Genomic DNA, 26582 nt, shown 5'->3' with positions numbered 1-26582 from the left:
CCGCGCCCCGCGCGGCCGCCGGACCCTCCACCCCCTCACCCCGCCGGAGCACCCCGTGACCACGACCTCCCGGATCCCGCAGCGCCCGCTCGGCGCCACCGGCCCCACCACCTCCGCCCTCGGCCTCGGCTGCATGGGCATGTCCGACCTCTACGGCCCGGCCGACGAGGCCGAGAGCATCGCGACCGTGCGCGCCGCACTCGACGCGGGCATCACCCTGCTCGACACCGGCGACTTCTACGGCATGGGCCACAACGAACTGCTGATCCACGACGCGCTGCGCGGTCGGGACCGCGCGAGCGTGCAGATCAGCGTGAAGTTCGGCGCCCAGCGCGCCCCGGACGGCCAGTGGCTCGGCTACGACGCGAGCCCGGCCGCCACCAAGACCGCCCTCGCCTACACGCTGCGCCGGCTGCGGACCGACTACGTCGACGTCTACCGCCCGGCCCGGCTGGACCCGAGCGTTCCGATCGAGGAGACGGTCGGCGCGATCGCCGACCTCGTCAAGGCCGGTCACGTCCGCCACATCGGCCTGTCCGAGGTCGGCGCCGACTCGCTGCGCCGGGCCGCCGCCGTGCACCCGATCAGCGACCTGCAGATCGAGTACTCACTGCTCTCGCGGTCCATCGAGGCCGAGATCCTGCCCACCGCCCGCGAGCTGGGCATCGGCGTCACCGCGTACGGCGTGCTCTCGCGCGGGCTGCTCAGCGGGCACTGGGACAACGGGCGCGCGCTGGCCGGCTCGGACTTCCGCGGCCACAGCCCCCGCTTCCAGGGCGACAACCTGGCCCACAACCTCGACCTGGTCGAGGCGCTGCGCGCGGTCGCCGAGCAGCGGGGCGCGAGCGTCGCCCAGGTCGCGATCGCCTGGGTCGCCTCGCGCGGCGAGGACATCGTGCCGCTGGTCGGCGCCCGCCGTCGCGACCGGCTCGCCGAGGCCCTCGGCGCGCTGGACGTCGCCCTCACTCCGGCCGACCTCGCCGCCATCGAGGCCGCCGTCCCCGCCGGGTCCGCCGCCGGGGACAGGTACGCTGCCGCTCAGATGGCCCACCTCGACAGCGAGCACTGACCGGCACCCCGGCGGTCGCCGGTTCGCGGCCGGGGCGGGGCCCCGCCCCGGCCCGCCCGTCAGCCGCAGCACCGTCCGCCGCCCCGGCGACGGACGCACCACCCCGTTAGGACGTACCTCCCCGTGACCACGGACAGCGCACTCACTCCCGAGCAGATCCTGGGCGCGACGGAGGAGGTCCTCCGGCGGTTCGGCCCCGCCAAGGCCACCGTGGTGGACGTCGCCCGCACCCTCGGCGTCAGCCACGGCAGCGTCTACCGCCACTTCCCCAGCAAGGCGGCGCTGCGCGAGGCCGTCACCCAGCGCTGGCTCGACCAGGCGCACGACAGCCTGGCGTCTATCACCGCCGAGTCCGGCCCGGCGGTGGAGCGCCTGCACCGCTGGCTGGAGACGCTGTTCGCCGCCAAGCGGAAGAAGGCGCTCGACGACCCCCAGCTGTTCGCGACCTACCTGGTGCTGGTCGCGGAGACCAGCAGCACCGTCGAGGCCCACATCGACACCCTGGTCGAACAGATCGGCCGGATCGTCCAGGCCGGGGTGAACAGCGGGGAGTTCGGGCCGGCTCCGGTCGGCCCGACCGCCCGGGCCCTGTTCGAGGCGACCGCACACTTCCACGACCCCGCGTACGCCGCCGAGTGGTCCGACCCCCAGGCACCGGAGCGCTTCGCCGCCCTCTGGAAGCTCCTCCTCGGCGGCCTCCTCACCCGCTGACCGACCACCCTCGTGCCCGGACCCGCACACCCGGGGCCGCACATCCTGGCCCGCACATCCTGGCCCGCACACCCGGACCCGCACACCCGGGGCCGCACGTCCTGGCCCGGCTCGCGCCCGGCCCCACCGCCGAAAAGCGTTCGCCCCACCGTGGCGGCACCCGGCAGACTCCCGCGCATGATCGATTCCCCTCGGGAGGACGGCCTGCGTGCCACCGGACCGGCGCTGGACAGCCTGCAAGGCCTCGCCCTCGGCGACGCCTTCGGCGACCGCTGGTTCTCCGCCCCGCTCGACGAGGCTCCCGCCGCACTGGGTGCCCGGCTGCCCCGCCCGGCGCCCTGGCACTGGACGGACGACACCGCGATGGCGCTCGTCCTGGTCCGTCATCTCCGTCACCGCGGTGCGGTCCAGCAGGACGAACTGGCGGCCGGGTTCGCCGAGGAGTACGCCACCGAGTACGGGCGCAAGTACGGGCCGTCGATGCACGGCGTGCTGCGGGCGGTGGGTGCGGGCGCCGACTGGCGGAGCGTCACCGCGGAGCAGCTCGGCGGGCAGCGCTCCTACGGGAACGGCGCCGCCATGCGGGCCGCCCCGCTGGGCGCCTGGTTCGCCGAAGACCTGGACACCGTGGCCCGGCAGGCCGAACTGCAGGCGCTCACCACGCACTTCCACCCGGAGGCGGTGGCGGGGGCCGTCGCGGTCGCGCTGGCGGCGGCGCTCGCCGCCCGCAGCCGGGGGCAGCGCCCGCCCGGTCGGGCCGAGTTGATCACCGAGGTCGCCGCCCGGCTGCCCGACAGCGACGTCCGCTCCGGACTGCGGATCGCCGCCCGGCTGCCGGGGCACACCAGCGTCCGGCACGCCGCTCAGGTCCTCGGGTCCGGGCTCCTGATCTCCGCCCCGGACACCGTGCCGTTCGCCCTCTGGTCCGCCGCCACGCACCTGGACTCCCTGCCGGACGCGCTCTGGCACACCCTGGAGGGCTGGGGCGACATGGACACCACGTGCGCGATCGCGGGCGGCGTGGTCGCCGCCCGGACCGGCCTCGCCGGGGTGCCCGCCGCCTGGCTGGACGCCCGCGAGGACCTGCCCGGGTGGGTGGCCGAGCCGTAGCCGGCACGGCCGGGCGGGTCGGCCGGTTCGGGCGGGTCGGGCGGTTCCGACTCCCGACCCGGCCTGCCGGTCACCGGCAGGGGCCACCGCAGGCGGTCACCTACGGCGCTCAGCTGCGGGAGTTGCCGAAGAAGATCCGGTAGAGGATCAGCAGGACCAGCGCGCCGCCGATCGCCGAGCCCCAGGTGGCCAGGTCGAAGAAGTGCGCCGAGACCGGCTTGTCCAGGATCCGCGAGGAGATCCAGCCGCCGACGAACGACCCGGCGATGCCGATCAGGGTGGTCACCACCAGACCGCCCGGGTCCCTGCCCGGCAGCAGCAGCTTCGCCAGCGCCCCGGCCACCAGACCCAGCACGATCCACGCGATGATGCTCATGCGTCCTCCCGCCCTCCGTCACGGCACTCCCAGCGGGCCGTCTCACCGGCGAGGACGCCGCCGTGCGCCCCCTCGGTTGCAGTGCGCCGGGCGTGGCACCCGGCGGCGCGACCGGCCGCGCCGCGATACTGCGGCCATGCGCATCCTGATCGCCACCGCCGGGTCCCGGGGCGATGTGGCGCCCTTCACCGGTCTGGGCGCCCGGCTCCGCGCGGCCGGCCACCAGGTGGCCGTCGCCACCCACACCACCTTCGCCGGCCAGGTGCGTGCCGCGGGCCTGGAGTTCCGCCCGCTCCCGGTCGATCCGCGCGCCGAACTCGCCTCCGACCGCGGCCAGCGGGTCCTGCGGTCCGGCTCCGGACCGCTGGCCCTCCTCCAACTCCTGCGCCTCGGCCGCTCCTTCATGCCCGCCCTCGGCGACGCCATCGTGGCGGCCACCGCCCAGGGCACCGACCTGCTGCTCACCACCAGCGCCACCACCCCGCTCGGCCAGGTCGCCGCCGAGGCCGCCGGCATCCCCAGCATCGGCCTCTACCTCCAACCGATCGCCCCCACCCGGGAGTTCGCGCCCTCCGTGACCGGCACCCGGTCGTTGGGCCGGACCGGGAACCTGCTCGCCGGCCACGCCGTGGAGGCCGCCGCCGACCGCCTCTTCGCGCCCGCCGTCCGCGGGTTGCGCCACCGGCTCGGCCTGCCGGCGCGCGGCATCGCCCGGACCCGGCGCGCCCACGCCGTGCTGCACGGCTTCTCCCCGACCGTCGTGCCGCGCCCCGCCGACTGGCGACCCGGCCTGGAGGTCGCCGGGTACTGGTGGCCGCACCCCGAGCCCGGGTGGCGACCGCCGGACCGCCTCGTCGACTTCCTCGCCGCCGGGCCGCCGCCGGTCTTCGTCGGCTTCGGCAGCCTGGTCGTCCCCGATCCGGCGGCGCTGAGCGCCACCGTCCTCGCCGGACTGCGTGCCGCCGGGGTGCGGGCCGTCCTCCAGGCCGGCTGGAGCGGCCTCGGCGCGGCCGACTCCGACGACGTCCTCACCATCGACGACACCCCGCACGACTGGCTGTTCCCGCGGATGGCCGCCGTCGTCCACCACGCCGGGGCCGGCACCACCGCCGCCACCCTGCGGGCCGGCACGCCCGCCGTCCCCGTGCCCGCCCAGCTCGACGCGCCGTTCTGGTCCGCGCGCCTCACCCGCCTGGGCACCTCCCCCGGGCCGGTCCCGCTCCCCGCCCTCACGTCCGCCCGCCTGGCCGCCGCCGTCCGCCGCACGCTGGACACGCCGCACTACCGGGAGCGCGCCCGGGCCGTCGCCGCCGCGCTGGCCGCCGAGGACGGCACCGCCGGGGTCCTGGCCGCCGTCGACCGCCTCGCCTCCTGACCCCGAACGGCCCCACCGGCCCCCACGCGCCCCCGGAACGGCCCCCGAACGGCCCCGACGGCCCGCCCCTACCGCCGGCGCCGGCCCGTCCCCCGGCTCAGCACGAGGTAGAGGGCGAACGAGGTGGCGAAGCCGACGGCCCACCCGTAGTCGGCCAGCGATTTGAGGACGGGCAGCAGGCCGTCGGCCGGGAACGGGCCGCCGTAGGAGCCGCCGACGGCCAGCACGCCGCCGGTGGCCAGGGCGGTCACGGCCCGCCAGTTCCAGCCGGCGGTGTACCAGTAGGCGCCGTGCGGCCGGTAGAGCTCGGCCGGCAGCAGCCGGGTGCGCCGCAGCGCCCAGTAGTCGGCGATCAGCACGCCGGCCACCGTGCCGAGCAGGCCGCCGACCAGGCCGAGCCAGGTGAAGATGTAGACGTGCGGGTCGGAGATCAGCTTCCAGGGGAAGAGCGCGATCCCGATCACACCCGTGATCAGCGCCCCGGTCCGGAAGGTGATCAGCCGGGGCAGCAGGTTGGCGAGGTCGTACGCGGGCGAGACGACGTTGGCCGCGATGTTGACGGAGAGCGTGGCGACCAGCACGGTCAGCAGGGCGAACAGGATGCCCACCGGGCTCTCCATCTTCGCGGCGAGCGCGATCGGGTCCCAGACCGGTTCGCCGTAGACGGCCTGGGAGCCGGAGGTGACCAGCACCGAGAGCAGCGCGAAGAGGGTCATCGTGGTGGGCAGCCCGAGCGCCTGGCCGCGGATCTGGGCGCGCTGGCTGCCGCCGAAGCGGGTGAAGTCGGGGATGTTGAGCGAGAGGGTCGACCAGAACCCGATCATGCCCATCAGCGCCGGGAAGAAGACCTTCCAGAAGTCGCCGCCCCAGCCGAGCCGGGACGGCTGGTCGAGCAGCGGTCCGAAGCCGCCCGCCTTGACGGTGATCCAGGCCAGCAGGGCCAGCGCCCCGACGATGACGAACGGGGCCGCCCAGTTCTCGAACCGGCGCAGGGTCTCCATGCCGCGGGCGATCACGGCCATCTCGATCAGCCAGAACAGCAGGAAGGAGAGCCACTGCGTCCACGGGTGGCCGCCCAACTCGGCCGCGGTTCGCCAGGATTCGCCGAGGAGCTTGCCGGCGAGCAGGAAGATGCCCTCGCCGCCGATCCAGGTCTGGATGCCGAACCAGGCGCAGGCGACGGCGGCCCGCAGCAGCGCCGGCAGGTTGGCGCCGCGCAGGCCGAAGGAGGCGCGGGCGAAGACCGGGAACGGGATGCCGTACTTGGTACCCGCGTGGCCGGTGAGCAGCATCGGTATGAGCACGACGAGGTTGGCCAGGGCGATGGTGAGGACGGCCTGCTTCCAGTCCATGCCGAGCGCGACCAGGCCGGAGGCGAGCGTCCAGGACGGGATGTTGTGGGCCATGCCGACCCAGAGCGCGAGGAAGTTGTAGGTGGTCCAGGTGCGGCGGGCGACCGGGACGGGCCGCAGGTCGTCGTTGGTGAAGCCGTTGGCGGGCAGCACGGGGGCGGCGGGGTCGGGTTCGACCCGGCCGTCCCCGTGCTCGTACTGGCCGGTGGCGGCGGCGCGGTCGGTCGGCGGCGGGTCACCCTTCACCGGGGCGCGCCTCCTGCCGGAGCCGGGGGATGACGTCGGTGCCGTAGGCGTCGATGGTGGCCTCGACCGCGTCGTGCATGGCGTAGACGGCGAACTGGTCGACGCCCAGGGAGCGGAGGTGTTCGAGGCGGTCCCGGTGGGCGGCGGGCGGGCCGATCAGGCAGAAGCGGTCGACGATCTCGTCGGGCACGAACGCGGTGTCGGGGTTCCCGGCCCGGCCGTGGTGGCTGTAGTCGTAGCCCTGGCGGTCCTTGATGTAGGCGGTAAGGGCCTCGGGGACGAGGCTGGAGTGCTCGCCGTAGTGGGTGACCAGGTCGGCGACGTGGTTGCCGACCATGCCGCCGAACCAGCGGCACTGCTCGCGGGCGTGGGCGAGCGCGGCCGGGGAGTCGTCGGCGGTGACGTAGGCGGGGGCGGCGACGCAGATGGTGACCGTGTCGGGATCGCGGCCCGCCTCGGCGGCGGCGGCGCGGACGGCCTTGATCATGTACTCGGTGAGGTAGGGGTCGGCGAGTTGGAGGATGAAGCCGTCGGCCTGGCGTCCGGTGAGGGCCAGCGCCTTGGGCCCGTAGGCGCCCATCCAGACCGGCAGGGCGCCTTCGCGGACCCACGGCAGGTGCATCTCGGTGCCGTCCACCTCGACGGTGCGGCCCTCGGCCAGCTCCTTGATGGCGTGCATGGCCTCGGAGAGCCGGGCGAGGGTGGCGGGGCGGCGGCCGGCCACCCGCATCGCGGAGTCGCCGCGGCCGATGCCGCAGACGGTGCGGTTGCCGTACATGTCGTTGAGGGTGGCGAACAGGGAGGCGGTCACCTCCCAGGTGCGGGTGGAGGGGTTGGTGACCATCGGGCCGACGGTCAGCGTCGTGGTCTCGGCGAGGATCCGGCTGTAGATCACGAAGGGCTCCTGCCACAGGACGCAGGAGTCGAAGGTCCAGCCGTGGCTGAACCCGGCCCGTTCGGCGCGGACCATGCGGTCGACGAGCAGTCGGGCGGGCGGGTCGGTCTGCAGGACGAGGCCGATGTCCATCGGGGAGCTCCAGGGAAGGGTGGGGCCGCCCGGGGCCGACGCACGGCCCCGGGCCACGGCGGTGCGGGGAGAGGGTCAGGTGAGGTACTGGCAGGTGTCGCGGCGCAGGAAGGCGCCGTGTCCGGCGCGGCCCAGCCAGGTGCCGTCGTCGAGGATCACGGTGCCGCGGGAGAGCACCGTGCGGGCCCGGCCGGTGAGCCGGCGCCCCTCGTAGGCCGAGTAGTCGACGTTCATGTGGTGGGTGGCGGCGGAGACGGTCTGCACGGCGGTGGGGTCGTAGACGACCACGTCGGCGTCGGCGCCGGGGGCGATGGTGCCCTTGCGCGGGTGCAGGCCGAACATCCGGGCGGGGGTGGTGCAGGCCACCTCGATCCAGCGGCGGCGGGTCAGGTGACCGTCGACGACGGCCTGGTGGAGGAGGTCCATCCGGTTCTCCACGCCGGGCAGCCCGTTCGGGATCTTGGAGAAGTCGCCGCGGCCGAGCTCCTTCTGGCCGGCGAAGCAGAAGGGGCAGTGGTCGGTGGAGACCACCTGGAGGTCGTTGGTGCGCAGCCCGCGCCAGAGCGCCTCCTGGTGCTCGCGGGGTCGCAGCGGCGTGCTGCAGACGTACTTGGCGCCCTCGAAGCCGTCGGCCCCGGTCTCGGCGAGGTTGTCGGTGGAGAGGAAGAGGTACTGCGGGCAGGTCTCGCCGAAGACGTTCAGGCCCTCGTCACGGGCCCGGGCGAGCTCGGCGAGGGCGGAGGCGGCGGAGACGTGGACGACGTAGAGCGGGCTGCCGGCGACCTGGGCGAGCTTGATGGCGCGGTGGGTGGCCTCGGCCTCCAGGAGTTCGCGGCGGACCTCGCCGTGGTACCGGGGGTCGGTGCGGCCGGCCGCGAGCGCCTGCTCGACGAGGACGTCGATGGCGATGCCGTTCTCGGCGTGCATCATGATCAGCCCGCCGTTGGCGGCGCCGCGCTGCATGGCGCGCAGGATGCGGCCGTCGTCGCTGTAGAAGACGCCGGGGTAGGCCATGAAGAGCTTGAAGGAGGTGGACTCGCCGGAGTCGACGAGGGCGTCCATCTCCTTGAGGACCGCGTCGTTGACGTCCGAGACGATGGTGTGGAACGCGTAGTCGACGGCGCAGTTGCCGTCGGCCTTGGCGTGCCAGGTGTCGAGGCCTTCGCGCAGCGAACCGCCGACCGGCTGGACGGCGAAGTCGACAATGGTGGTGGTGCCGCCCCAGGCGGCGGCGCGGGTGCCGGTCTCGAAGGTGTCGGAGGCGGCGGTGCCGCCGAAGGGCAGCTCCATGTGGGTGTGGGCGTCGACGCCGCCGGGGACGACGTAGTGGCCGGTGGCGTCGATGACGGTGTCGGCGGTCCAGGCCCGGGCGGCGTCGCTGTCGGTGGCGGCGAGGGCGGCGATGCGCTCGCCCTCGATCAGGACGTCGGCGTGGATCTCGTCGGTGGCCGTGATGACGAGGCCGCCGCGGATGACGGTGCGGGTCACGGTGGGTGCCTCCCTCACGCCTCGGTGAGCGGACCGTAGGCCTCGGGCCGGCGGTCCCGGTAGAACGCCCACTGCTGCCGGACCTCCTCGATGAGGCCGAGGTCGAGGTCGCGGACCACGAGTTCCTCCTCCTTGTCGGAGGCGACGTCGCCGACGAACTGGCCGCGCGGGTCCACGAAGTAGGAGGTGCCGTAGAAGTCGTTGTCGCCGTACTCCTCGGTGCCGACCCGGTTGATCGCGGCGACGAAGTACTCGTTGGCGACGGCGGCGGCGGGCTGTTCGAGCTGCCAGAGGTAGCCGGAGAGGCCGCGGCTGGTGGCGGAGGGGTTGTAGACGATCTGGGCCCCGGCCAGGCCGAGGGCGCGCCAGCCCTCGGGGAAGTGGCGGTCGTAGCAGATGTAGACGCCGACCTTGCCGACGGCGGTGTCGAAGACGGGCCAGCCGAGGTTGCCGGGCTTGAAGTAGTACTTCTCCCAGAAGCCCTTGACCTGGGGGATGTGGTGCTTGCGGTACTTGCCGAGGTAGCTGCCGTCGGCGTCGATCACGGCGGCGGTGTTGTAGTAGACGCCGGGCTGCTCCTCCTCGTAGACGGGGACGACGACGACCAGGCCGAGTTCGCGGGCGAGGTCCCGCATCCGGCGGACGGTGGGGCCGTCCGGGACGGCCTCGGCCCAGCGGTAGTGCTCCGGGTCCTGGACCTGGCAGAAGTACGGGGCGTTGAAGACCTCCTGGAAACCGATGATCTTCGCCCCCTGGGCGGCGGCCTCGCGGGCGTGGCGCTCGTGGAGGGCGATCATCGTCTCCTGATCACCGGTCCACCGGGTCTGCACGAGGGCGGCACGGACGATCTGCGACATGGGTACCTCCGCAACTCCGTGGCCCGGCCGGGGGGTCGGGCCTGCGGTCTGAGGGTTGACGGGGCGGATCTGCCTCGGTTCCGGCACGCGTCGGCATGCGGCGACGCACACATCTACGTGCGTAGAACGTGGTCAGTAGACCGTAGGCCCGGCCTCGGTGGCCTGACAATACGTCGGACGTAACGCGGCCGGGGCGATCCTGTTACGCGGACACGCGGGTGCTTCTGGACGGGATGAAACGCTCAACTACCCCACTGCCGCACTCCTTACCCATTCGGGTGAATCCGGGTGCGAAGTACCGCGCGTCGGGGTAAGACGCCGGTGGACGCTGCTCCGGTCCGTCACCGGGGCGCTCCGGACGGTGAGTTCCCGGCGGTCGTCCGGGCCGGCCCCACGGGGGGAGGTCGAGGTGAAGGCCGCATCCGCCGCGCCCGGGCCGGGTGGCGCGCCCCCCGACCCTCCGCCGGGTCCGGTACCGCCGTGGGCCGGGCTGCTGCTCGCCCTGGCCGTGCCGCTGCCCCTCGTGCTGGGGAGCCTGCTCTTCGCCCGGTGGGCGCCCGCGGTGCGGAGCGTGCGGCTGCAACTGGCCGGTTCCGCCGCCTCCGCCGGAGCCGTGGTCGCCGGGCGGGCCGCCGACCACCTCGCGGCGCTGCGGGCCGAGCCCTGGCTGCTCGGCGGCTGGACCCTGACCCTCGCGGCGGCCGGGCTGCTCGGCCGGTACGTGCTCACCCGTCCGCACTGGCGGCTCACCGCGCTCGCCACCGGGGCCGCCGGCCTGCTCGCGGGCGCCCTGGACATCGCGGAGAACGCGCTGCTCGGCATCGGGCTGGACGGGCTCGGCACCGGCCCCGGCCCGCACGCCGGCTCCGACGCGCCCTTCGCCGCCGCCACCGCGCTCGCCACCGTCAAGTGGCTGCTCCTGCTGCCGGCCGGCGCGATGGCCCTGGCCGTGCTCACGATCACCGTCCACCGCGCGGCGCGCGGCGTCCTGCGGCGGCCGCCCGCGCCGGCCCGCGCCGGGGGCGCCGGACCGGCCGACGCCGGCCCCGAGCTGATCCCGCCGTGGCCGGTGGCCACCCGCCACGGCGGGCGCTGGCCGGCCGGCCCGCGCCCGCACGGGCCGCTCGACCGCCACGCCCGCTGGCGCAACGGCACCCGGGTGCCGCCCGGCCGGGAGCCCGCCCGGCTCGGCTTCTGCGTCTCCGGCGGCGGCATCCGCTCCGCCTGCGTCACCCTCGGCGTCCTCCAGGCGCTGCGGCCCTGGCTGAAGCAGGCCCGCTACCTGGTCTCCGTCTCCGGCGGCGGCTACACCACGGGCGCGCTGCAGCTCGCCCTCAGCGACTCCGCGCCCGGCGGCCCGGAGCACGCCGTCTCCGGCCTGACGGCGGACGACGTCCTGGAGCCCGGCTCGCCGGAGGAGGACCACCTCCGCCGGCACGCCAAGTACCTCGCGGACGGGGCCGGCCAGTGGCTGGTCGCCCTCGGTACGCTGCTCCGCGGTCTGGTGGCGGCGCTGGCCCTGCTGCTCGCCGCCGTCCTGGTGCTCGGCCTGGGGCTCAGCCGCTTCTACCACTTCGTCCCACTGACCGACCTGGACGCGCTGGCCGCCGTCGGCCTGCGCACCGGCGGGGCCGGCCGGCTCGGCGCGCTCGCCGTCCGCCAGCCGGCCGTCCTCGCGCTGCTCGGGCTGCTCGCGGCGGCCGCGCTCTGCTGGCTGCTCTGGCTGCTCGCCTTCTCGCAGCTCGGCTGGGACACCCCGCTGCCGCGCACCCTGCGGCGGCTCTCGCACGGCGCCCTCGCCCTGGCCGCGCTGGTGGCCGCCGGGGTGCTGGTGGTGCCCGGGCTGGCCTGGGGCGCGGTCTGGCTGCAGCAGGAGCTGGCGGTCGGCGCCCGGCAGACCGGCGCCGGGCTCAGCCTGACCGTCCTCCTCAGCTACCTCACCCTGCTGCTCGGCATACTGTGGCGCGGGCGCCGGGTCGTCGAGCAGGGCGCGGCGGCGCTCGGCGGGCTGCTGCGCAGCACCCGGCGGCTCGGCGGCGGGGTGACGGACGGGCTGGTCCAGTACCTGCTGGTGTGGGCGGTGCTCGCCACGCTGTCGTCGGGCGCGCTGCTCGCGCTCGGCTGGGCGGTCGCCACCGGCCACGCCTGGCCCGCCACCGCGCAGGTGCTGCTGCCGCTCGTGCTCGGCACGGTGGGGCTCAACCTCGACCAGACGTGGATGAGCCTGCACCCGTTCTACCGGCGCCGGCTGGCTTCCGCCTTCGCCGTCCGCCGCGCCACCGAGGACGGTGAGGCACTGGCCCGGCCGTACCACTTCTACCGAGAGCAGACCTGGCTCAGCCACTACGGCGCCCGGCACCCCGGCGTCCCTCAGATGATCTTCGCGGCGGCGGCCAACCTGTCCGGCAGCTCCCGCACGCCGCCCGGGCGCCGGGCCGTCTCCTTCACCTTCTCGCACGACTACGTGGGCGGGCCGGACGTCGGCTACGCCCGCACCGACCTGCTGGAGCGGCGCACCCGGCGGCACATCGCCAGGGACCTCACCGTGCAGTCCGCGATGGCCGTCTCGGGCGCCGCGTTCTCCTCCGCGATGGGCCGTCAGTCCCGCGCCTACCAGGGCCTGTTCGCCGTCACCAACGCCCGGTTGGGCACCTGGCTGCCCAACCCGGCCGCGCTCGGGCCGCTCTGGGCGCCGGGGCGGGACTGGCGGCTCCCCTCCCAGCCCGCCGTCCGCCGGCTCCCCTACCAGCTGCGCGAGCTGAGCGGCCGCTTCCCGATGGACGACCGCTTCCTGCTCACCACCGACGGCGGCCACTACGAGAACCTCGGCCTGGTCGAGCTGCTCCGGCACCGCGTGCGGACGGCCGTCTGCGTCGACGCCAGCGGGGACGCCCCGGTCGCGGCGAGTCTGGCGGCGGCGATCACCCTCGCCCGCGAGGAGCTCGGCATCGTCATCACCCTGCACCGGCCGGAGCTGCTGATCCCCGGCAGCGACGACACGTCGCTGCGCGGTCTGGCGGCACGCCTGGCGGGCCGGCTCTCCGCCCGGGCCGTGATCACCGGGGACATCCGCTACCCGGACCCGTTCGACGCCCCCGGCGACGACACCCGCGTGGGCCCGGCCGTCGGCGACCGGCACCACGGCCCCCACGGCGACGAGTGGCGGCACCACGGCACGCTGATCGTCGTCCAGGCCGTCCTCACCGTCGGCATGCCGTACGAGCTGCACGCCTACGCGGCGGCCAACGCGGCGTTCCCCAACGACAGCACCAGCGACCAGTGGTTCGACCACCGGCAGTTCGACGCCTACCAGACGCTCGGCCGCCATCTGGGCGAGCAGGCCGCCCCGGTGCTCGGCGCGACGCTGGCCGACCCCGCACCGACCCCGGCACCGGCCCCCGCGCCGACCGCCCCGGTGGCTCCGACCAGCACGGCAGCGCGCCCGGCCGCGGCGCCTCCAGCACCCCGGCGCGCCACGCACGAGTGACCGGGCCCGCTTGACTCACGCCCCGCGGGTCGGGAAGGATCCGGCGCATGGACTCCGGCACCACTCTGGTTTGCCGCCTGCACGTCGATCTGCGACGCCAGGCGAGCTCCATCTGTGCCTGTTGACCTTGCCCCTCCTCGCCGGTCCCGCCCTGTGACGTCCGCCAGGGCCCGCGCCGCGCAGCCGTACCCGTCTTCCTGACGCGCCCCGTTTCCCGGCGCACCCGTACCCGGCAGGCCTGCATCCCCCGCCGGGTACGGCCGTACCTCCGCTCGCTCCGCCTTCCCCGAGGACGCCCACATGAGCCTGGACCTCGCCCCCGGCACCCCGGCCGGCCCGGCCCGCACCGAAGCCGCCCCCGACGCCCCGACCGCCGCCGACTCCGCCACCACCGCGCCCGCGCGGACCGGTACCCCGCTCACCCCGAAGTCCCTGCGCGCGATCGTCCGCGACCTCGCCGAGCAGCCCGACCAGTGGATCCACCACGTCCGGCTCTCCACCGAGGAACGCTGGTACCGGCGCCTGGTGGCCGACGAGGACCACGAGGTCTGGCTGATCAGCTGGCTGCCCGGCCAGTCCACCGGCTTCCACGACCACGGCGGCTCGCGCGGCGCGTTCGCCGTCGCCCTCGGCGAGCTGGAGGAGCTCTCGCTCGGCGGGCCGGAGCAGGGCCTGCTGATCCGCCGGATCACGGCCGGCACCGCCCGGGCCTTCGGCCCGGAATACGTGCACGACGTCCGCAACACGGGCGCGGGCCCCGCGGTCACGCTGCACGCCTACTCACCGCCGTTGGACTCGATGGCGCACTACGAACTGCGGGCCGGCGGACTGGTCCGCACCTCGCAGGAAGGACCGGAGCAATGGTGACCACGATCGACGACCTGGTGGAGCGCGCGCGCGAAGGGGTCCACCGGCCCCGGGCCCGGGAGGCGTACCAGGCCCAGCTGGACGGCGCGCTGCTGGTGGACATCCGGCCGGCGGCGCAGCGGGCGGCCGAGGGCGAGATCCCCGGCTCGCTGATCATCGAGCGCAACGTGCTGGAGTGGCGGCTCGATCCGACGGGCAGTCACCGGATCCCGGAGGCCGAGGGCTACGACGTCGAGGTGGTCGTGGTCTGCTCGGAGGGCTACGCCTCCAGCCTGGCCGCCGCCTCGCTGCGCGAGCTGGGGCTGCACCGGGCGACGGACCTGGACGGCGGTTTCGTCGGCTGGGCGGCCGCCGGACTGCCGACGCGTCAGGGCGGCTGAACGGCAGGGCGGCTGAACGGGCCGCCCGCAGGGCGCTCCCACCCACCTGGTCCGGGGCGCGTCCGGCCCGGTGGCAGCACCGCCGCGGCCCCTCGGCGGCCGGCCCGACGGCCCCGGGCCGGGCCCGGTCTCCCGGGGGCGGCCGCCCCACGCGGAGGGTAAATCACGGACAGGAGATGATTCAGGTCATAGTCTGATCGGAGTTTCCGCCGGTCCGATGCAGGGCAGCCACGCGGGCGGAAGAACGCCCGGGCAGTTGATCCGACGAAGGGCGGCCGCTTCACGGGCCGTCACTTGTCGACAAACCGCCACGACCGACAGACCGACACCATCGGCGCCACCACCGGGCGGCGCCGAGACAGAGGAAACTCCCCGTGATCAGATTCGACGGCGCCGGCAAGCGCCATCCCGACGGCACCATCGCCGTGGGGGGCCTGGACCTCGATGTGCCCACCGGCCGGACGACGGTGCTGGTCGGCCCGTCCGGCTGCGGCAAGACGACCCTGCTGCGCATGGTCAACCGGATGGTGGAGCCGACCTCGGGCCGGGTGCTCCTGGACGGCACGGACGTCGCCGAGCTGGAGCCGGCCAAGCTGCGCCGCGGCATCGGCTACGTGATCCAGCAGGCCGGCCTCTTCCCGCACCGCAAGGTGATCGACAACATCGCCACCGTCCCCTACCTGCTCGGCTGGGACAAGAAGCGGGCCCGGGCCCGGGCCGCCGAGCTGCTGGAGCTGGTCGGGCTCGCGCCCGAGACCGGCAAGCGGTACCCGTTCCAGCTCTCCGGCGGCCAGCAGCAGCGGGTCGGCGTGGCCCGGGCGCTGGCCGCCGATCCGCCGGTGCTGCTGATGGACGAGCCGTTCAGCGCCGTCGACCCGGTGGTGCGGGCCGGACTCCAGGACGAGCTGCTGCGGCTGCAGTCCGAACTGCACAAGACGGTCCTCTTCGTCACGCACGACATCGAGGAGGCCATCCGGCTAGGCGACCAGGTCGTGGTGCTGCGCGAGCAGGGCCGGATCGCCCAGCTCGCCGACCCGCACACGCTGCTCACCGCGCCCGCCGACGCCGAGGTCGCCGCCTTCCTCGGCCGTGACCGCGGGCTGCGCGGGCTCGGCCTTCGCCCGGCCACCGCCGTCACCGTCCGCCCGGTGGCCGACGGACTGCGCTACGGCCGGTGGGAGTTGACGCTGGACGACGAGCGCCGCCCGATCGGCTGGGTCGACCGGGACGCCCCGGCCGCCGCGCTGCACCCGGTCGCCGGGTACCACCCGCAGGCGGACACCCTGCGCTCCGCGCTGGACGCCGCCGTCCTCTCCCCCGCCGGGGTCGCGGTCGCCCTGGACGCCGAGGGCCGGGCCACCGGCACGGCGAGCCGGGAGGCCGTCCTGACCGCCCTGGCGGCCGCGCCCGGTCCCAGGGCCGAGGAGATAGCGATGGCCAAGGCCTACGACACGCCCGGGGCGGGCGAGGTGGACGAGGACGCGACCGACGGAGCCACCGGTGGACGATGAACCGATCGTCCGGTGGTACTGGATCGGCGACCACCTCGGCTACCTGGGCGACCTGCTCGCCGACCACGCGGTGATCGCGCTGCTCCCGGTCCTGATCGGCCTGCTGCTGGCCGTCCCGCTCGGCCTGGCCTGCGCCCGCCACCCCCGGCTCTACCAGCCGCTGGCCGCCGTCTTCAACGTCGTCTACGCGCTGCCCTCGCTGGCGGTCTTCGTGGTGCTCATCCCCTACACCGGGCTGGCCACCCAGGCCACCGTGATGATCCCGCTGACCTTCTACGCGGTCGCCGTCCTGCTGCCCACCACGGTGGACGGCCTGCACGCCGTCCCCGACTCGGTCCGCCAGGCGGCCACCGCGATGGGCTACGGGCCGTGGCACCGGCTGACGGCCGTCGAACTGCCCGCCTCCGTGCCCTACCTGGTCGCCGGCCTGCGGGTCGCCGCGGTCTCCAGCATCTCGCTGGCGAGCGTCGGCGCCCTGGTCGGACGCGGCGGGCTGGGCTACCTCTTCATCGACGGCTTCCAGCGCACCTTCCCGACCCCGATCGTGGCCGGCATCGTGCTGATCGCCGCGCTGGCGCTGGCGGTGGACCTGCTCCTGGTCGGCGCCCGGCGGCTGCTCGCGCCCTGGGCCGTCCGGGAGAAGGGGGCCGGCCGATGAACTGGCTCTCCTGGCTGGGGGACTTCTTCTCCTCCCCGGACCGCCGCAGCGGCCCGGACTCGATCGTGCACCGTGTGACCGAGCACCTGGTGCTCTCCGGCGAGGCCCTGCTCCTCGCGGCCCTGCTGGCCGTGCCGCTCGGCCTGCTGATCGGCTACACCGGCCGCGGCGCCACCGCCGTCACCTCGCTGGCCGGCGCCGCCCGCGCGCTGCCGACGCTCGGCCTGGTGACGCTCGCGGTGCTGCTCGCCGGGGTCGGCGACACGGCCGTGCTGATCCCACTGGTCGCGCTCGCCGCGCCGCCGCTGCTGGTCGCCGCCGTGGAGGGGGTGCGCGGGACCGATCCGGACGTCCGGGACGCGGCGCGCGGCGTGGGGCTGACCCACCCGCAGGTGCTGCGGCAGGTCTGCCTGCCGTCCGCGCTGCCCACCCTGCTGGCCGGCTTCCGGACCGCGACCGTCCAGGTGGTCGCGACGGCCACGGTCGCCGCGTACGTCGGCCTCGGCGGGCTCGGCCGGTACGTGATGGACGGGCTGGCCACCCGGAACTACGCCGTGACGGTGGGCGGCGCGCTGCTCGTGGTGCTGCTCGCGGTCGGCGCCCAGCTGTTCTACGCGCTGCTCGCCCGCTACGCGCTCCCGCCCGGGCTGCGCGCCCAGCGCCGCGCCCGCTCCTCGCGCGAGTCCCCCTGATCCCGCTCCGCAGGCTTGTCCCGCTCGTCCCACCGAGCATCTGCCGTCCCGAAAGGACACCTATCACCATGTCGACATCCGCACGCCGCCGAAGCGGCCGCCGGGCCCTGCTCCTCGGTACGGTCGCCGCGCTCGCCCTCGGCGCCACCGCCTGCTCCTCCTCCGGCGGCGACCCGCTCGGCGGCGGCGCCTCGGCCCCGGCCGGCGCGACGACCGGCGGCTCGGGCTCGACCGTCGTGGTCGGCTCGGCCAACTTCCCCGAGAACGTGCTGCTCGGCTCGATCTACTCGCAGGCACTGAAGGCCAAGGGCGTCAAGGTCGAGGAGAAGTTCAACATCGGCAGCCGCGAGGTGCTCTACGGGCAGCTGCAGAACGGCAGCCTGACCGTGCTGCCCGAGTACAACGGCGCGCTGCTCTCCTACCTCGGCGGCAAGCCGGCCGCGACCAAGGACGAGGTCAACGCCGAACTGGCGAAGACGCTGCCCGCCTCGCTGGCCATCCTGGACTCCTCGCCCGCCGAGGACAACGACACCCTGAGCATCAGCCAGGAGAGCGCCGACAAGTACCAGCTGAAGAGCATCGAGGACCTGGCCGCCAAGGCGGGCGAGTTCACCATCGGCGGGCCGCCGGAGTTCAAGACCCGCCAGGAGCAGCCGCTCAAGGACGTCTACGGGCTGACCTTCAAGGAGTGGAAGCCGACCGGCGAGACCACCGCCAACGCGATCAAGGACGGCTCGATCCAGGTCGGCAACGTCTTCTCCACCGACCCGAAGATCGCCCAGCTGAAGCTCGTCCCGCTGACCGACCCGAAGCACCTGTTCGGCGCGCAGAACATCACCCCGCTGGTGAACAAGACGGCCGTCGACGCCCCCGCCGTCGCCGCGCTGAACGCCGTGTCGGCCAAGCTCAGCACCGACGGCCTGGCGACGCTGATGAAGAAGGTGGCGGTGGACAAGGAGGACCCGTCCGCCGTGGCCAAGGAGTGGCTGAAGGCCAACGGCCTGAGCTGAGCCGGGCGGCCGGACGGCCCGACCGGCAGTGCCGGCGACCGGCGGACCGTACGCGCCGGGCCGACGGTACGAGCCGGCCGAGCGTACGGCCGGTGACAGCACGCGGCGGCGGTCCGGGGGGCGACCCCCGGGACGCCGCCGCTTCGCCGTCGGGGGATCTTCCCTTGAGCGGCGCGAACATGACAGTGTGGCGGAATGCGCACTCGTCTCCTCGCCGCCACCCTCACGGCGTTCGCCGCGGTGAGCCTGGCTGCCTGTTCGTCCGGCTCGGGTTCGGACGGATCCGCGGCCGGCTCCCCCACCACCCCGGCCGCCGCCACCGCGTCCGCACCGGGCACCCCCGCCCCCGGCGGTACCGCCGACCCCTCGGGCACCGGCGCGCCGGCCACCCCGACCGCACCCGGCGCGCCCGCCACGGGCAGCCCCGACGGGCCCGCGCCGGGATCGACCCCGCCCGCCACCCCCGACGCCCCGGACGCCCCCGCCACGTCGGCGCCGCCCAAGCCCGCGCCTCCGGCCGATGCCGGGCTGCCCGCCAAGCCGGGCTCGGCCGACGCCGCCAAGCTGGTCGCCGCGCTCGACGCGATCGACCCGGCGATCGTCGGCGGCAAGCCCGACGAGGCCGTCGACCGGGCCCGCAACCAGTGCCAGGCGATGTACCAGTTCCCCAAGGACCGGGCCAAGCTGGTCGAGCTGGTGAACCAGCGCTTCACCGCGCCCGACCACCCGCAGGGCTTCGGCGCCGAGAAGGCCGAGAAGATCATCGACGCCCTGCGCGCCACCCTCTGCCCGCCGGCCTGACGGCCCCGCACCACGGGCGGACCGCCCCGAGCCGCCCGGTGTCCTGAGCACCGGGCCCGCCGTGGCCGCGCGCAACGACCGGCGCGCGGCCACGGCACCAAGGCGGCGTGGCACCGTCCGGATCGGCGGTCACCGCCGACCGGTTCTCCAGCTCCAGGGTCGGCGGCCTGCTGAGCAGGACCCCGGGCATCACCACCCACGGCTCCTGCCTGCGGGCCATGGTCCGGCACCCCTACGACATGTGGTCGGCCGGGTTCAGCCACCACCGCGCGTTCTACCCCTCCCGCGAGATCGTGCTCCTGCAGTCGCTGCTCGGCCTCGTCGTCGACCGGAAGCGGGCCGAGCTGCTGGGTGACGACGCCTGGCTGACCACCGCCGTCCGCGGGCTGGCGGCGCACCACCCCGCCGTCCGGTGGCGCCGGCCGGACGGGGTCGCCGAGCTCGTCGACGAGCTGCTCGCTCAGGCCTCCTGAGACCCTCCCGACCCCGGCGGCGGCCCTCCCGCCGAGCCGCGCCCCTGGGGCCGGTGGGGCTCCGACCGCGCCGCCCGCGCAGCCCTGACGGTGCGTCCGGTGACCGCCCGACCCGTCCGCCGACGAACAGTTAGGACTCTTGACAGACGAGTGGTCTAGTCCAACCATAAGCATGTCGATCCGACCGGGATGCACTGTGGGGGTGTGACCACCGGCGGCTGAGGCATTGCCCTGCCCTGCTCCGCTCCACCCCCGACCCGCACGGCGCACGCCTGCCCACACACTGTCGTCCGCCCGTCCGGATGGCACGGGGGCTCCGTACGCCCACCCGCCGCACGCCCCCACCACATTCCGCAGCATCCGCTCCGCAGCAATGCCACCTGCGCGGTCCCACGGTTTCGCCGCGCAGCCCCGCTCTTCACCAACGTCCTGCCCCACCAAGTCTGTTGGAGAATTCCATGCGTCTACGCAGAACACTCCAGGCCGCCCTGACGGCCTGTGTCACACTGGCCGCGTCGGCCGGCCTGGTCGCCGTCGGGACGGCCTCGGCCGAAGCCGCCACCCCGCTGCCGACCCGGGTCTTCGCCCCGTACTTCGAGGCCTGGACGGGCGAGAGCCCGGCCGCGCTCGCCGCCCAGTCCGGTGCCAAGCACCTGACGATGGCGTTCCTCCAGGCCGCCACCAAGGGCTCCTGCACGCCGTACTGGAACGGCGACAGCTCGATGCCGGTCTCGCAGGCCACCTTCGGCGCGGACATCGCCACCATCCGGGCCAACGGCGGTGACGTGATCCCGTCGTTCGGCGGCTACACCGCCGACAACACCGGTACCGAACTGGCCGACAGCTGCACGGATGTCAACCAGATCGCGGCCGCCTTCGAGAACGTCATCACCACGTACGACATCAGCCGGATCGACCTGGACATCGAGGACAACTCGCTGACCAACACGGCCGGCATCGACCGCCGCAACAAGGCGATCAAGCTGGTGCAGGACTGGGCCGCCGCCAACGGCCGCTCGATCCAGTTCTCCTACACGCTGCCGACGACGACCAGCGGCCTCGCCTCCAGCGGCCTCGCGGTGCTGAAGAACGCCGTCACGAACAACGCCCGGATCGACGTCGTCAACCTGATGACCTTCGACTACTACGACAACGCCGCGCACGACATGGCCGCCGACACCCAGACCGCGGCGACCGGCCTCTACAACCAGCTGGCCAAGCTCTACCCGACCAGGACCCCGGCGCAGCTGTGGGGTTCCATCGGCGTCACCGAGATGGTCGGCATCGACGACTTCGGCCCGGCGGAGACCTTCACCGTCGCCAACGCGACCGCGGTGTACAACTGGGCCGTCTCGAAGGGCATCAACACGCTGTCGTTCTGGGCCCTCCAGCGCGACAACGGCGGCTGCCCGGGCACCGGCGGGCGGGACGACTGCTCCGGGATCAGCCAGGGCAAGTGGGACTTCAGCCACATCTTCTCCCAGTACACCAGCAGCACCCCGGTGGGTAACGACTTCTCGGTCGCGGTGAACCCGAACTCCGGCACCGTGGCGGCCGGTTCCGCCACCAGCGCGACGATCTCCACCGCCGTGACGGCCGGCTCCGCCCAGAGCGTCAACCTCACCGTCACCGGCGCCCCGGCCGGCGTCACCGCCACCGTCACCCCCGGCAGCGTCACCGCCGGCGGCACCGCCACCCTGAACATCACCACCACCGCCGCGACCGCCGCCGGGACCTACCCGCTGACGATCACCGGCAACGCCACCTCCGGCAGCCACACCAGCAGTTACTCGCTGAAGGTGACGAGCACCCAGCCCGGCAACGACTTCTCGGTCGCGGTGAACCCGAACTCCGGCACCGTGGCGGCCGGTTCCGCCACCAGCGCGACCGTCTCCACCGCCGTGACGGCCGGCTCCGCCCAGAGCGTCAACCTCACCGTCACCGGCGCCCCCGCCGGCGTCACCGCCACCGTCACCCCCGGCAGCGTCACCGCCGGCGGCACCGCCACCCTGAACATCACCACCACCGCCGCGACCGCCGCCGGGACCTACCCGCTGACGATCACCGGCAACGCCACCTCCGGCAGCCACACCGGCACCTACAACCTCACCGTCACCGGGGTCACCCCGCCCGGCGGCCTGGTGAACGGCGGCCTGGAGACGGGCGGCCTCGCCCCGTGGACCTGCCAGAGCGGCGGCTCGGTGGTCGCCACCCCGGCCCACTCGGGCGCCCACGCCCTGCAGGCCGCGGCCACCGCCGGCCAGACCGGCCAGTGCCAGCAGACGGTGACGCTGTCGCCCAACACCTCGTACACGCTGAGCGGTTGGGTCCAGGGCAGCTACGCCTACCTCGGCGTGAGCGGCGGTGCCACCGCCAGCACCTGGACGAACGCCTCCGGCTGGACCAAGCTGACCGTCCCGTTCACCACCGGCGCCTCCGGCACCGTGACGGTGTACCTGCACGGCTGGTACGGCCAGGGCAACGTCTTCGGCGACGACTTCGCCATCGCCTGATCCCGCCCGCGACACCCCCCGTCCCGCCGGGGGCGGCGCGACCTCCCGTCGCGCCGCCCCCGGCGGGCGGCCGTTCCACGAGCGGGACACGGCCGTCCCACCGCCCACTCCCGGCCCATCAGTCATGTCATAGGATCACCGACCATGACGGACGGGGTGGGGACGACGGACAGCACGCGAACACCCGGCGGGGCTTCCCTCCCGCCACCGGCCGGAGCACCCGCCGGCCCACCGCAGGCCGATCCCTCGCAGCCCGGCCCGCCCCGGACCGATCCCTCGCAGGCCGGGCCGACCGCCCGGGCGCCGTACGCCGGTGGCTCGCCGTACCTCGCCGGCCCCGACGCCCCGCGGCAGCCCGACTGGGCGGCCATGGCCGAACAGCACGAGGCGGAGATCCGGCGCCGGAAGCGGCTGCGGGTGATCGGTGCCAGCGTGCTCGCGACCGCCCTGATCGGCGGGATGACGGCGACGGCGATCACGGTCTCCGGCAGCTCCCGGAACGACCACCCGACCGGCACCGCCACGCTCCGGCCCGGGCACCCTGTTCGCCGCCCCGATCCTCACCGTGGGCGGGCGCACCTGGAACCGGATCGCCACCAGCAGCACGGACACCTGCTGGCAGGCCACCACCGGCGGCCTCGGCGACGTGGCGAGCGGTCAGTCCTGCCGCAAGCTGCTGCGCGCGACGTACACCTCCGGCGACAGCGCGGTCACCGTCGGGGTCGCCGTCTTCGACCACAAGCCGCAGGCGGACGCCGTCGGCCAGGCCCACAAGGGCCAGATCCAGGGGCTGACCACACCCGCCGGCATCGCCTGGTGCGTGACCACGGGCTGCGCCAACACCCACACCACGATCGGCCGTTACGGCTACTACACCGTCTCGGGCACCTACCGCCCCGGCGGCACCACCCAGGACGCCGCCGCGACCGCGGCCGGCCCCGAGCTGGCCGCCTACGCCCGCACCCGCCTGCTCGCCCGCGGCCCACCGCGCCGTCGGCGTCTGACCCGACGGCGCGGTGGGCCGGCGGCGGCCCGGGCCGGCGCCGGCGTCCCACGCGCCCCCGCTATCCGGCCACCGCCGGGCGGCGGGGGCGGCAGAGCGCGAGGTAGGCGATGGCGGAGAGTGCGGCGCAGCCGAGGACGACCGCCGCGAGGAGCACCGCCGACGGCGTGCCGCCGAGGCTGCTGAGCGGCGCGACCAGCGCGCCGCAGAGGAACGTGCCGGTGCCGATGAGGGCGGAGGCCGAGCCGGCGGACTGCGGGGGGACCAGGCTGAGCGCCTGGGCGGCCGAGTTCGGGAGGATCACGCCGAGGCTGCCCATCAGGACGAAGAGCGCCGGGCAGATCCCGGCCAGGCCGAGGTCCCAGACCGCGGTGAGCAGGACGAGCGCCACCCCCGCGGCGACCGCCGTGCCGAGGCCGGCCAGCATCAGCGCGCCGGGGGTGAACCGGCGGGCGAGCACCCGCCCGTTGAGCTGGGTGACGCCCACGATGGCGAGCGAGTTGAGGCCGAACAGCAGGCTGTAGGTCTGCGGCGAGACGTGGTACACGTGCTGGAGCACCACCGAGGAGCCGCTGATGTAGCCGAACAGCGAGCCGAAGGCGAAGGTGCTGGTCAGGACGAGGCCCAGGAAGGGCAGGTTCCGCAGCAGCCCCTTCATGGTGCGCAGCGTGGCCACGAGCCCGCCGCCGTGCCGGTCGGCGGGCGGCAGGGTCTCGCGCAGGGCCGCGAAGGCGATCAGGGTGAGCAGCAGGCCGAGTGCGGTGAGGGCGCCGAAGGTGCCGCGCCAGGAGGTGACGCGGAGCAGCTGGGCACCGGCGACCGGGGCGAGGATCGGGGCGAGGCCGGATATCAGGCTGATCGAGGCCAGGAAGCGGAGCATCGCGACGCCCTCGAAGCGGTCCCGGGCGACGGCGCGGCCGATGACCAGGCCGGCCGCACCGGCCGCGCCCTGCACGAAGCGGGCCGCGATCAGCACCGGCAGGGTGGGCGCGAGCACGCACAGCACGCTGGCCAGGGTGTAGACCACCAGGCCGACGAGCAGCGGCGGGCGGCGGCCGAAGCGGTCGCTGAGCGGTCCGAAGATCAGCTGGCCGGCGGCGACCCCGAACATCGAGAAGGTCAGGGTGAGCTGGACGGCGGCCGGCTCGGCGGCGAAGTCGTCGGCGATCGCCGGCAGGCCGGGCAGGTAGAGGTCGGTGGTGAGCGGGCCGAGGGCGACCAGGCCGCCGAGCACGGCGACGGTGCCGCGCCCCGGGGCGGCGGCGGTCCGGCCGGACCCGGTGGCCCGGGCCGCGGGCGCGGTCGACGTCTCGCCGGTGGGGCCGGCGGGACCGACGGTCGAACCAGGCATGGGGCTCCTCGGGGGCGGGCGCTGGATTGTCCTCGCTCCGTCCTACCCCAGCGGCCCGGCGGGGCGACACCCGGGGTGGGCCGCGCGGCCCACTCCCCGCCCCCGGTGCCCGTCCGCCCGGTGCCCGGCTCCTCAGTGCTTGGCGGCCGACTGCGCGCGCAGGGCGGCCTGCACGGCGGCCCCGTCCTGCCAGGCGTAGAGCTGGTTGCCGGTCAGGGTGACGTTGTACTGCCCGCACGAGCCGGTGATCTTCGAGGAGACGCCCTGCGGGAACCAGCCGGCCTTCAGCGCGGCCGGCACCGGGTGGACGGCCCTGCCCGGTTGGGCGGTGACGCAGCCGGCCGGCAGCCGCCCGTCGGGCAGGGTGGCGCGCAGCAGGCGGTCGTCGCCGGTGGTCGACATCAGGTACTGGACGGTGGAGGCGTTGTCGGGCAGCCAGGACGGTACCGACTGCCGGTCGGCCTTGGCCGCGCTGCCGGTGCTGTAGCTGGCCTGCTCCTGGTGGCGGCCGTCGTACCAGTCGGAGACCCGCGGGCCGACCGCCACGGTGGCGACGGCGACGGCCATGCCCGTACCCGCGACTCCGAGCGCGACCTTGCTCACGATGCCGTTCATGCCCGCCCTGCCCTCTCCCTGTTCGGTCCCGTACCCGGTGCCCGGCGCTGCGCGTCGGTGCCCGGTCCACCGGGGTGTCTCCATCCTGACCCGCCGTGGGCTGCCGTGGCGTCACCACCAGGTCGCGACCGTCCCTCCGACCTTGGGGGTACCGTCTCCACCTTCAGGGGTATACGCGGCGCCGCCGTCTCGGGGTTCACCCCCGACAGGCCGGGGCGGGCGGGCCGTTCAGGGGGCCGCCGGGGGGCGGCTCCCCGCCCGCGCGGGCACGGCGACCGGGACGGCCGGCCGTCCAGAGTCCAGTGCGGGTCGATCGGCCGGCCGAGGGAGGCGTACACCTGGGCGGCGACGTCCGGGTGCCGGATCTCCCCGGTGGGCGGGGCGGCGGGGAGCGGACCGCGGGACCGGACCGCGGGCCTCAGTCCGGCCCGGCGCCCGCCCGGACGAACCGCCGGTCGGCGGGCCGCAGCGCCGCGACCGGTCCGGCCGCCCGCAGCACCACGTCCAGCATCCGGGCCGGGTCGGCCGTGTAGGAGTGCGCGAACCACGGCATGTTCGCCTCGACGACGGCCCAGCGCTCGGCCGGGTCGTACGGGTCGAGCAGCGGGCCGACGTCCAGCGCCACCGCGCTGGGCAGGCCGTCCCCGGCAACGGACAGCAGGCGGTGGGCGAAGCCGACGGCCTCCTCGGACACCGGCCCCGGGTCCAGCCGGCCGAAGCGGGCGTAGCGGCTGCCGGCGACCACCTCGCCGTCCAGGACGAAGAGCCGGTACTCGGACCCGAACGTCACCGGGTCGCTGACCAGGACGGGCGTGTCCGGTCCGATCCGCTCGCCGTGCCGGGGCAGCCGGGAGCCGTCGGCGTAGACGGCCGGCGGGAGGGACTTGTCGGCGGGCGGCTTCACGAAGGCCGGGCCGCGCAGCGTCCAGGCCTCGGCGAGGGTGGTCAGCTCGATCCGCCGGCCGGTGAACTCCTCGGGCAGCCGGGCCAGCCAGTCGTCCGCCGGTTCCAGTAGGGCGAGGCCGAGCCGGTCGGCGATCCGGGCGCCGGCGAGCGGGCCGCCGAACCAGTGGACCGGACACCCGGCGAGCCGGTCGAGGACGTCGGGACCGGTGAGCCGGACGGTCGGCAGGCCGCGCGCGGCGGCGGCCTCGGCGAGCAGGACGGTCGTCCCGGTCTGCCGGGCCGGGGTGAGCAGCACGGGCGCGCCCGGTACGGCCGTCACGGCCGCGGCCGGAACTCGTGGACGACCTCGATGCGGCCGACGATGTGCCGGTTGAACTCCGCCAGCTCGTCGGCGGGCACCCAGAGTTCGAGGATGGTCCGGCCGCCGGCCTGCCGGACGGGGTAGCGGGCCAGGAAGGCGGTGTCGACCTCGAAGCGGGTGACGTAGCCGACGCCGGACGCGGGCACGTTCCAGTCCCGGGCGATCCGGATCGCGTAGTCCTCGTTCAGCACCGGGTAGAAGATCGGCTGGTCCGGCAGCCGGGGCGGCCAGGCCCGCCGGTCCGCCGCCTCGACCAGGGCCAGCTCCTCGGGCCCGGTGGGCCGCCAGAGGGTGGTGGTCGCGGGGGTGCGGGTCGGTCCGTTCATGGGAGCCGACGCTAGCC

General features: G+C 74.9%; 24 protein-coding genes. 15 read left to right on the top strand and 9 right to left on the bottom strand.

Annotation, left to right across the window (positions count from 1 at the left end):
* The first annotated feature begins 73 nt into the window (after nt 1-73).
* The 3 genes from ACZ34W_RS15125 (at nt 74) to ACZ34W_RS15115 (ending at nt 2890) form a co-directional block, all read left to right on the top strand.
* A complete protein-coding gene (locus tag ACZ34W_RS15125; RefSeq protein ID WP_465604279.1) occupies nt 74-1069 on the top strand; it encodes an aldo/keto reductase in 996 nt (331 codons plus the stop codon).
* Between the two features lie 123 nt (nt 1070-1192).
* Nucleotides 1193-1780, top strand: a complete 588-nt coding sequence (locus ACZ34W_RS15120; protein ID WP_329490489.1) for a TetR/AcrR family transcriptional regulator — start codon at nt 1193-1195, stop codon at nt 1778-1780.
* Between the two features lie 177 nt (nt 1781-1957).
* Complete coding sequence (locus tag ACZ34W_RS15115) at nt 1958-2890, top strand: ADP-ribosylglycohydrolase family protein (protein WP_465604162.1); 933 nt, start codon at nt 1958-1960, stop codon at nt 2888-2890.
* Nucleotides 2891-2999: 109 nt separating this feature from the next.
* Here ACZ34W_RS15115 and ACZ34W_RS15110 read toward each other — a convergent pair whose 3' ends face one another.
* Nucleotides 3000-3266: a GlsB/YeaQ/YmgE family stress response membrane protein gene (locus tag ACZ34W_RS15110; RefSeq protein ID WP_329490487.1), complete on the bottom strand. Its 267-nt coding sequence runs from the start codon at nt 3264-3266 to the stop codon at nt 3000-3002.
* Nucleotides 3267-3402: 136 nt separating this feature from the next.
* Here ACZ34W_RS15110 and ACZ34W_RS15105 point away from each other — a divergent pair, with 136 nt between their 5' ends.
* Nucleotides 3403-4641 (top strand): glycosyltransferase, encoded by a 1239-nt coding sequence (locus ACZ34W_RS15105; RefSeq protein ID WP_465604160.1) that lies wholly within the window; start codon nt 3403-3405, stop codon nt 4639-4641.
* A gap of 68 nt (nt 4642-4709) precedes the next feature.
* On the opposite strand, the gene ACZ34W_RS15100 is transcribed toward ACZ34W_RS15105, so the two are convergent.
* The 4 genes from ACZ34W_RS15100 to ACZ34W_RS15085 all read right to left on the bottom strand — a co-directional run bounded on the left by ACZ34W_RS15100 (nt 4710) and on the right by ACZ34W_RS15085 (nt 9611).
* A complete protein-coding gene (locus ACZ34W_RS15100; RefSeq protein WP_465604158.1) occupies nt 4710-6239 on the bottom strand; it encodes an NCS1 family nucleobase:cation symporter-1 in 1530 nt (509 codons plus the stop codon).
* Nucleotides 6229-7266 carry a TIGR03842 family LLM class F420-dependent oxidoreductase gene (locus ACZ34W_RS15095; RefSeq protein ID WP_329490484.1) on the bottom strand — a complete coding sequence of 346 codons (1038 nt, stop codon included), beginning with the start codon at nt 7264-7266 and terminating at the stop codon, nt 6229-6231. The genes ACZ34W_RS15100 and ACZ34W_RS15095 overlap by 11 nt, the downstream gene beginning before the upstream one ends.
* 75 nt (nt 7267-7341) lie before the next feature.
* Nucleotides 7342-8754 (bottom strand): dihydropyrimidinase, encoded by a 1413-nt coding sequence (hydA, locus tag ACZ34W_RS15090; RefSeq protein WP_329490482.1) that lies wholly within the window; start codon nt 8752-8754, stop codon nt 7342-7344.
* A 14-nt stretch (nt 8755-8768) separates the two neighbouring features.
* On the bottom strand, nt 8769-9611 hold the full coding sequence (locus tag ACZ34W_RS15085; RefSeq protein WP_329490481.1) for a nitrilase-related carbon-nitrogen hydrolase: 843 nt from the start codon (nt 9609-9611) through the stop codon (nt 8769-8771).
* A 409-nt stretch (nt 9612-10020) separates the two neighbouring features.
* Between ACZ34W_RS15085 and ACZ34W_RS15080 the strand changes: the two genes are divergently transcribed.
* From ACZ34W_RS15080 to ACZ34W_RS15030, 11 genes are all read left to right on the top strand, one after another.
* Nucleotides 10021-13098, top strand: coding sequence for a hypothetical protein (locus ACZ34W_RS15080; protein WP_465604154.1), 3078 nt, complete (start codon nt 10021-10023; stop codon nt 13096-13098).
* A gap of 47 nt (nt 13099-13145) precedes the next feature.
* The gene (locus ACZ34W_RS15075; RefSeq protein WP_101948289.1) at nt 13146-13223 is read left to right on the top strand and encodes a putative leader peptide; all 78 of its coding nucleotides are present in this window, start codon (nt 13146-13148) and stop codon (nt 13221-13223) included.
* Nucleotides 13224-13398: 175 nt separating this feature from the next.
* The gene (locus ACZ34W_RS15070; RefSeq protein WP_329490479.1) at nt 13399-13965 is read left to right on the top strand and encodes a cysteine dioxygenase; all 567 of its coding nucleotides are present in this window, start codon (nt 13399-13401) and stop codon (nt 13963-13965) included.
* Complete coding sequence (locus ACZ34W_RS15065; RefSeq protein ID WP_329490478.1) at nt 13959-14345, top strand: rhodanese-like domain-containing protein; 387 nt, start codon at nt 13959-13961, stop codon at nt 14343-14345. Before ACZ34W_RS15070 ends, ACZ34W_RS15065 begins: the two co-directional genes overlap by 7 nt.
* A gap of 374 nt (nt 14346-14719) precedes the next feature.
* Nucleotides 14720-15856, top strand: a complete 1137-nt coding sequence (locus ACZ34W_RS15060) for an ABC transporter ATP-binding protein (RefSeq protein WP_465604151.1) — start codon at nt 14720-14722, stop codon at nt 15854-15856.
* Nucleotides 15846-16514, top strand: coding sequence for an ABC transporter permease (locus tag ACZ34W_RS15055; protein ID WP_359804223.1), 669 nt, complete (start codon nt 15846-15848; stop codon nt 16512-16514). The genes ACZ34W_RS15060 and ACZ34W_RS15055 overlap by 11 nt, the downstream gene beginning before the upstream one ends.
* Nucleotides 16511-17206 (top strand): ABC transporter permease, encoded by a 696-nt coding sequence (locus ACZ34W_RS15050; RefSeq protein ID WP_465604149.1) that lies wholly within the window; start codon nt 16511-16513, stop codon nt 17204-17206. Before ACZ34W_RS15055 ends, ACZ34W_RS15050 begins: the two co-directional genes overlap by 4 nt.
* Before the next feature lie 68 nt (nt 17207-17274).
* A complete protein-coding gene (locus ACZ34W_RS15045) occupies nt 17275-18216 on the top strand; it encodes an ABC transporter substrate-binding protein (RefSeq protein ID WP_329490473.1) in 942 nt (313 codons plus the stop codon).
* A gap of 195 nt (nt 18217-18411) precedes the next feature.
* Complete coding sequence (locus ACZ34W_RS15040; protein ID WP_329490472.1) at nt 18412-19017, top strand: hypothetical protein; 606 nt, start codon at nt 18412-18414, stop codon at nt 19015-19017.
* A gap of 107 nt (nt 19018-19124) precedes the next feature.
* The gene (locus ACZ34W_RS15035; protein ID WP_465604146.1) at nt 19125-19490 is read left to right on the top strand and encodes a hypothetical protein; all 366 of its coding nucleotides are present in this window, start codon (nt 19125-19127) and stop codon (nt 19488-19490) included.
* A 458-nt stretch (nt 19491-19948) separates the two neighbouring features.
* Nucleotides 19949-22003 (top strand): glycosyl hydrolase family 18 protein, encoded by a 2055-nt coding sequence (locus ACZ34W_RS15030; RefSeq protein WP_465604144.1) that lies wholly within the window; start codon nt 19949-19951, stop codon nt 22001-22003.
* Nucleotides 22004-23067: 1064 nt separating this feature from the next.
* Here the strand turns inward: ACZ34W_RS15030 and ACZ34W_RS15025 are convergent.
* The 4 genes from ACZ34W_RS15025 to ACZ34W_RS15010 form a co-directional block, all read right to left on the bottom strand.
* On the bottom strand, nt 23068-24357 hold the full coding sequence (locus tag ACZ34W_RS15025; RefSeq protein ID WP_465604142.1) for a multidrug effflux MFS transporter: 1290 nt from the start codon (nt 24355-24357) through the stop codon (nt 23068-23070).
* 132 nt (nt 24358-24489) lie between these two features.
* On the bottom strand, nt 24490-24972 hold the full coding sequence (locus ACZ34W_RS15020; protein ID WP_359835332.1) for a hypothetical protein: 483 nt from the start codon (nt 24970-24972) through the stop codon (nt 24490-24492).
* Between the two features lie 418 nt (nt 24973-25390).
* Entirely contained in the window at nt 25391-26197 is an 807-nt protein-coding gene (locus ACZ34W_RS15015; protein ID WP_329490465.1) for an ATP-grasp domain-containing protein, read from the bottom strand.
* Complete coding sequence (locus ACZ34W_RS15010) at nt 26194-26565, bottom strand: ADP-ribosylation/crystallin J1 (RefSeq protein ID WP_329490464.1); 372 nt, start codon at nt 26563-26565, stop codon at nt 26194-26196. Before ACZ34W_RS15010 ends, ACZ34W_RS15015 begins: the two co-directional genes overlap by 4 nt.
* Nucleotides 26566-26582 lie beyond the last annotated feature (17 nt).

This window comes from Kitasatospora sp. NPDC022856, from assembly GCF_055561235.1.
Note: the sequence above shows the minus strand (reverse complement) of the source record. Positions and strands in the feature narration are given on the sequence as shown.

Bases quoted from the DNA above. Each gene is read 5' to 3' on its own strand.
- ACZ34W_RS15115 (WP_465604162.1), top strand. From the start codon at position 1,958: ATGATCGATTCCCCTCGGGAGGACGGCCTGCGTGCCACCGGACCGGCG.
- ACZ34W_RS15110 (WP_329490487.1), bottom strand. From the start codon at position 3,266: ATGAGCATCATCGCGTGGATCGTGCTGGGTCTGGTGGCCGGGGCGCTG.
- ACZ34W_RS15105 (WP_465604160.1), top strand. From the start codon at position 3,403: ATGCGCATCCTGATCGCCACCGCCGGGTCCCGGGGCGATGTGGCGCCC.
- ACZ34W_RS15095 (WP_329490484.1), bottom strand. From the start codon at position 7,266: ATGGACATCGGCCTCGTCCTGCAGACCGACCCGCCCGCCCGACTGCTC.
- ACZ34W_RS15085 (WP_329490481.1), bottom strand. From the start codon at position 9,611: ATGTCGCAGATCGTCCGTGCCGCCCTCGTGCAGACCCGGTGGACCGGT.
- ACZ34W_RS15075 (WP_101948289.1), top strand. From the start codon at position 13,146: ATGGACTCCGGCACCACTCTGGTTTGCCGCCTGCACGTCGATCTGCGA.
- ACZ34W_RS15070 (WP_329490479.1), top strand. From the start codon at position 13,399: ATGAGCCTGGACCTCGCCCCCGGCACCCCGGCCGGCCCGGCCCGCACC.
- ACZ34W_RS15065 (WP_329490478.1), top strand. From the start codon at position 13,959: ATGGTGACCACGATCGACGACCTGGTGGAGCGCGCGCGCGAAGGGGTC.
- ACZ34W_RS15050 (WP_465604149.1), top strand. From the start codon at position 16,511: ATGAACTGGCTCTCCTGGCTGGGGGACTTCTTCTCCTCCCCGGACCGC.
- ACZ34W_RS15045 (WP_329490473.1), top strand. From the start codon at position 17,275: ATGTCGACATCCGCACGCCGCCGAAGCGGCCGCCGGGCCCTGCTCCTC.
- ACZ34W_RS15040 (WP_329490472.1), top strand. From the start codon at position 18,412: ATGCGCACTCGTCTCCTCGCCGCCACCCTCACGGCGTTCGCCGCGGTG.
- ACZ34W_RS15030 (WP_465604144.1), top strand. From the start codon at position 19,949: ATGCGTCTACGCAGAACACTCCAGGCCGCCCTGACGGCCTGTGTCACA.
- ACZ34W_RS15025 (WP_465604142.1), bottom strand. From the start codon at position 24,357: ATGCCTGGTTCGACCGTCGGTCCCGCCGGCCCCACCGGCGAGACGTCG.
- ACZ34W_RS15020 (WP_359835332.1), bottom strand. From the start codon at position 24,972: ATGAACGGCATCGTGAGCAAGGTCGCGCTCGGAGTCGCGGGTACGGGC.
- ACZ34W_RS15010 (WP_329490464.1), bottom strand. From the start codon at position 26,565: ATGAACGGACCGACCCGCACCCCCGCGACCACCACCCTCTGGCGGCCC.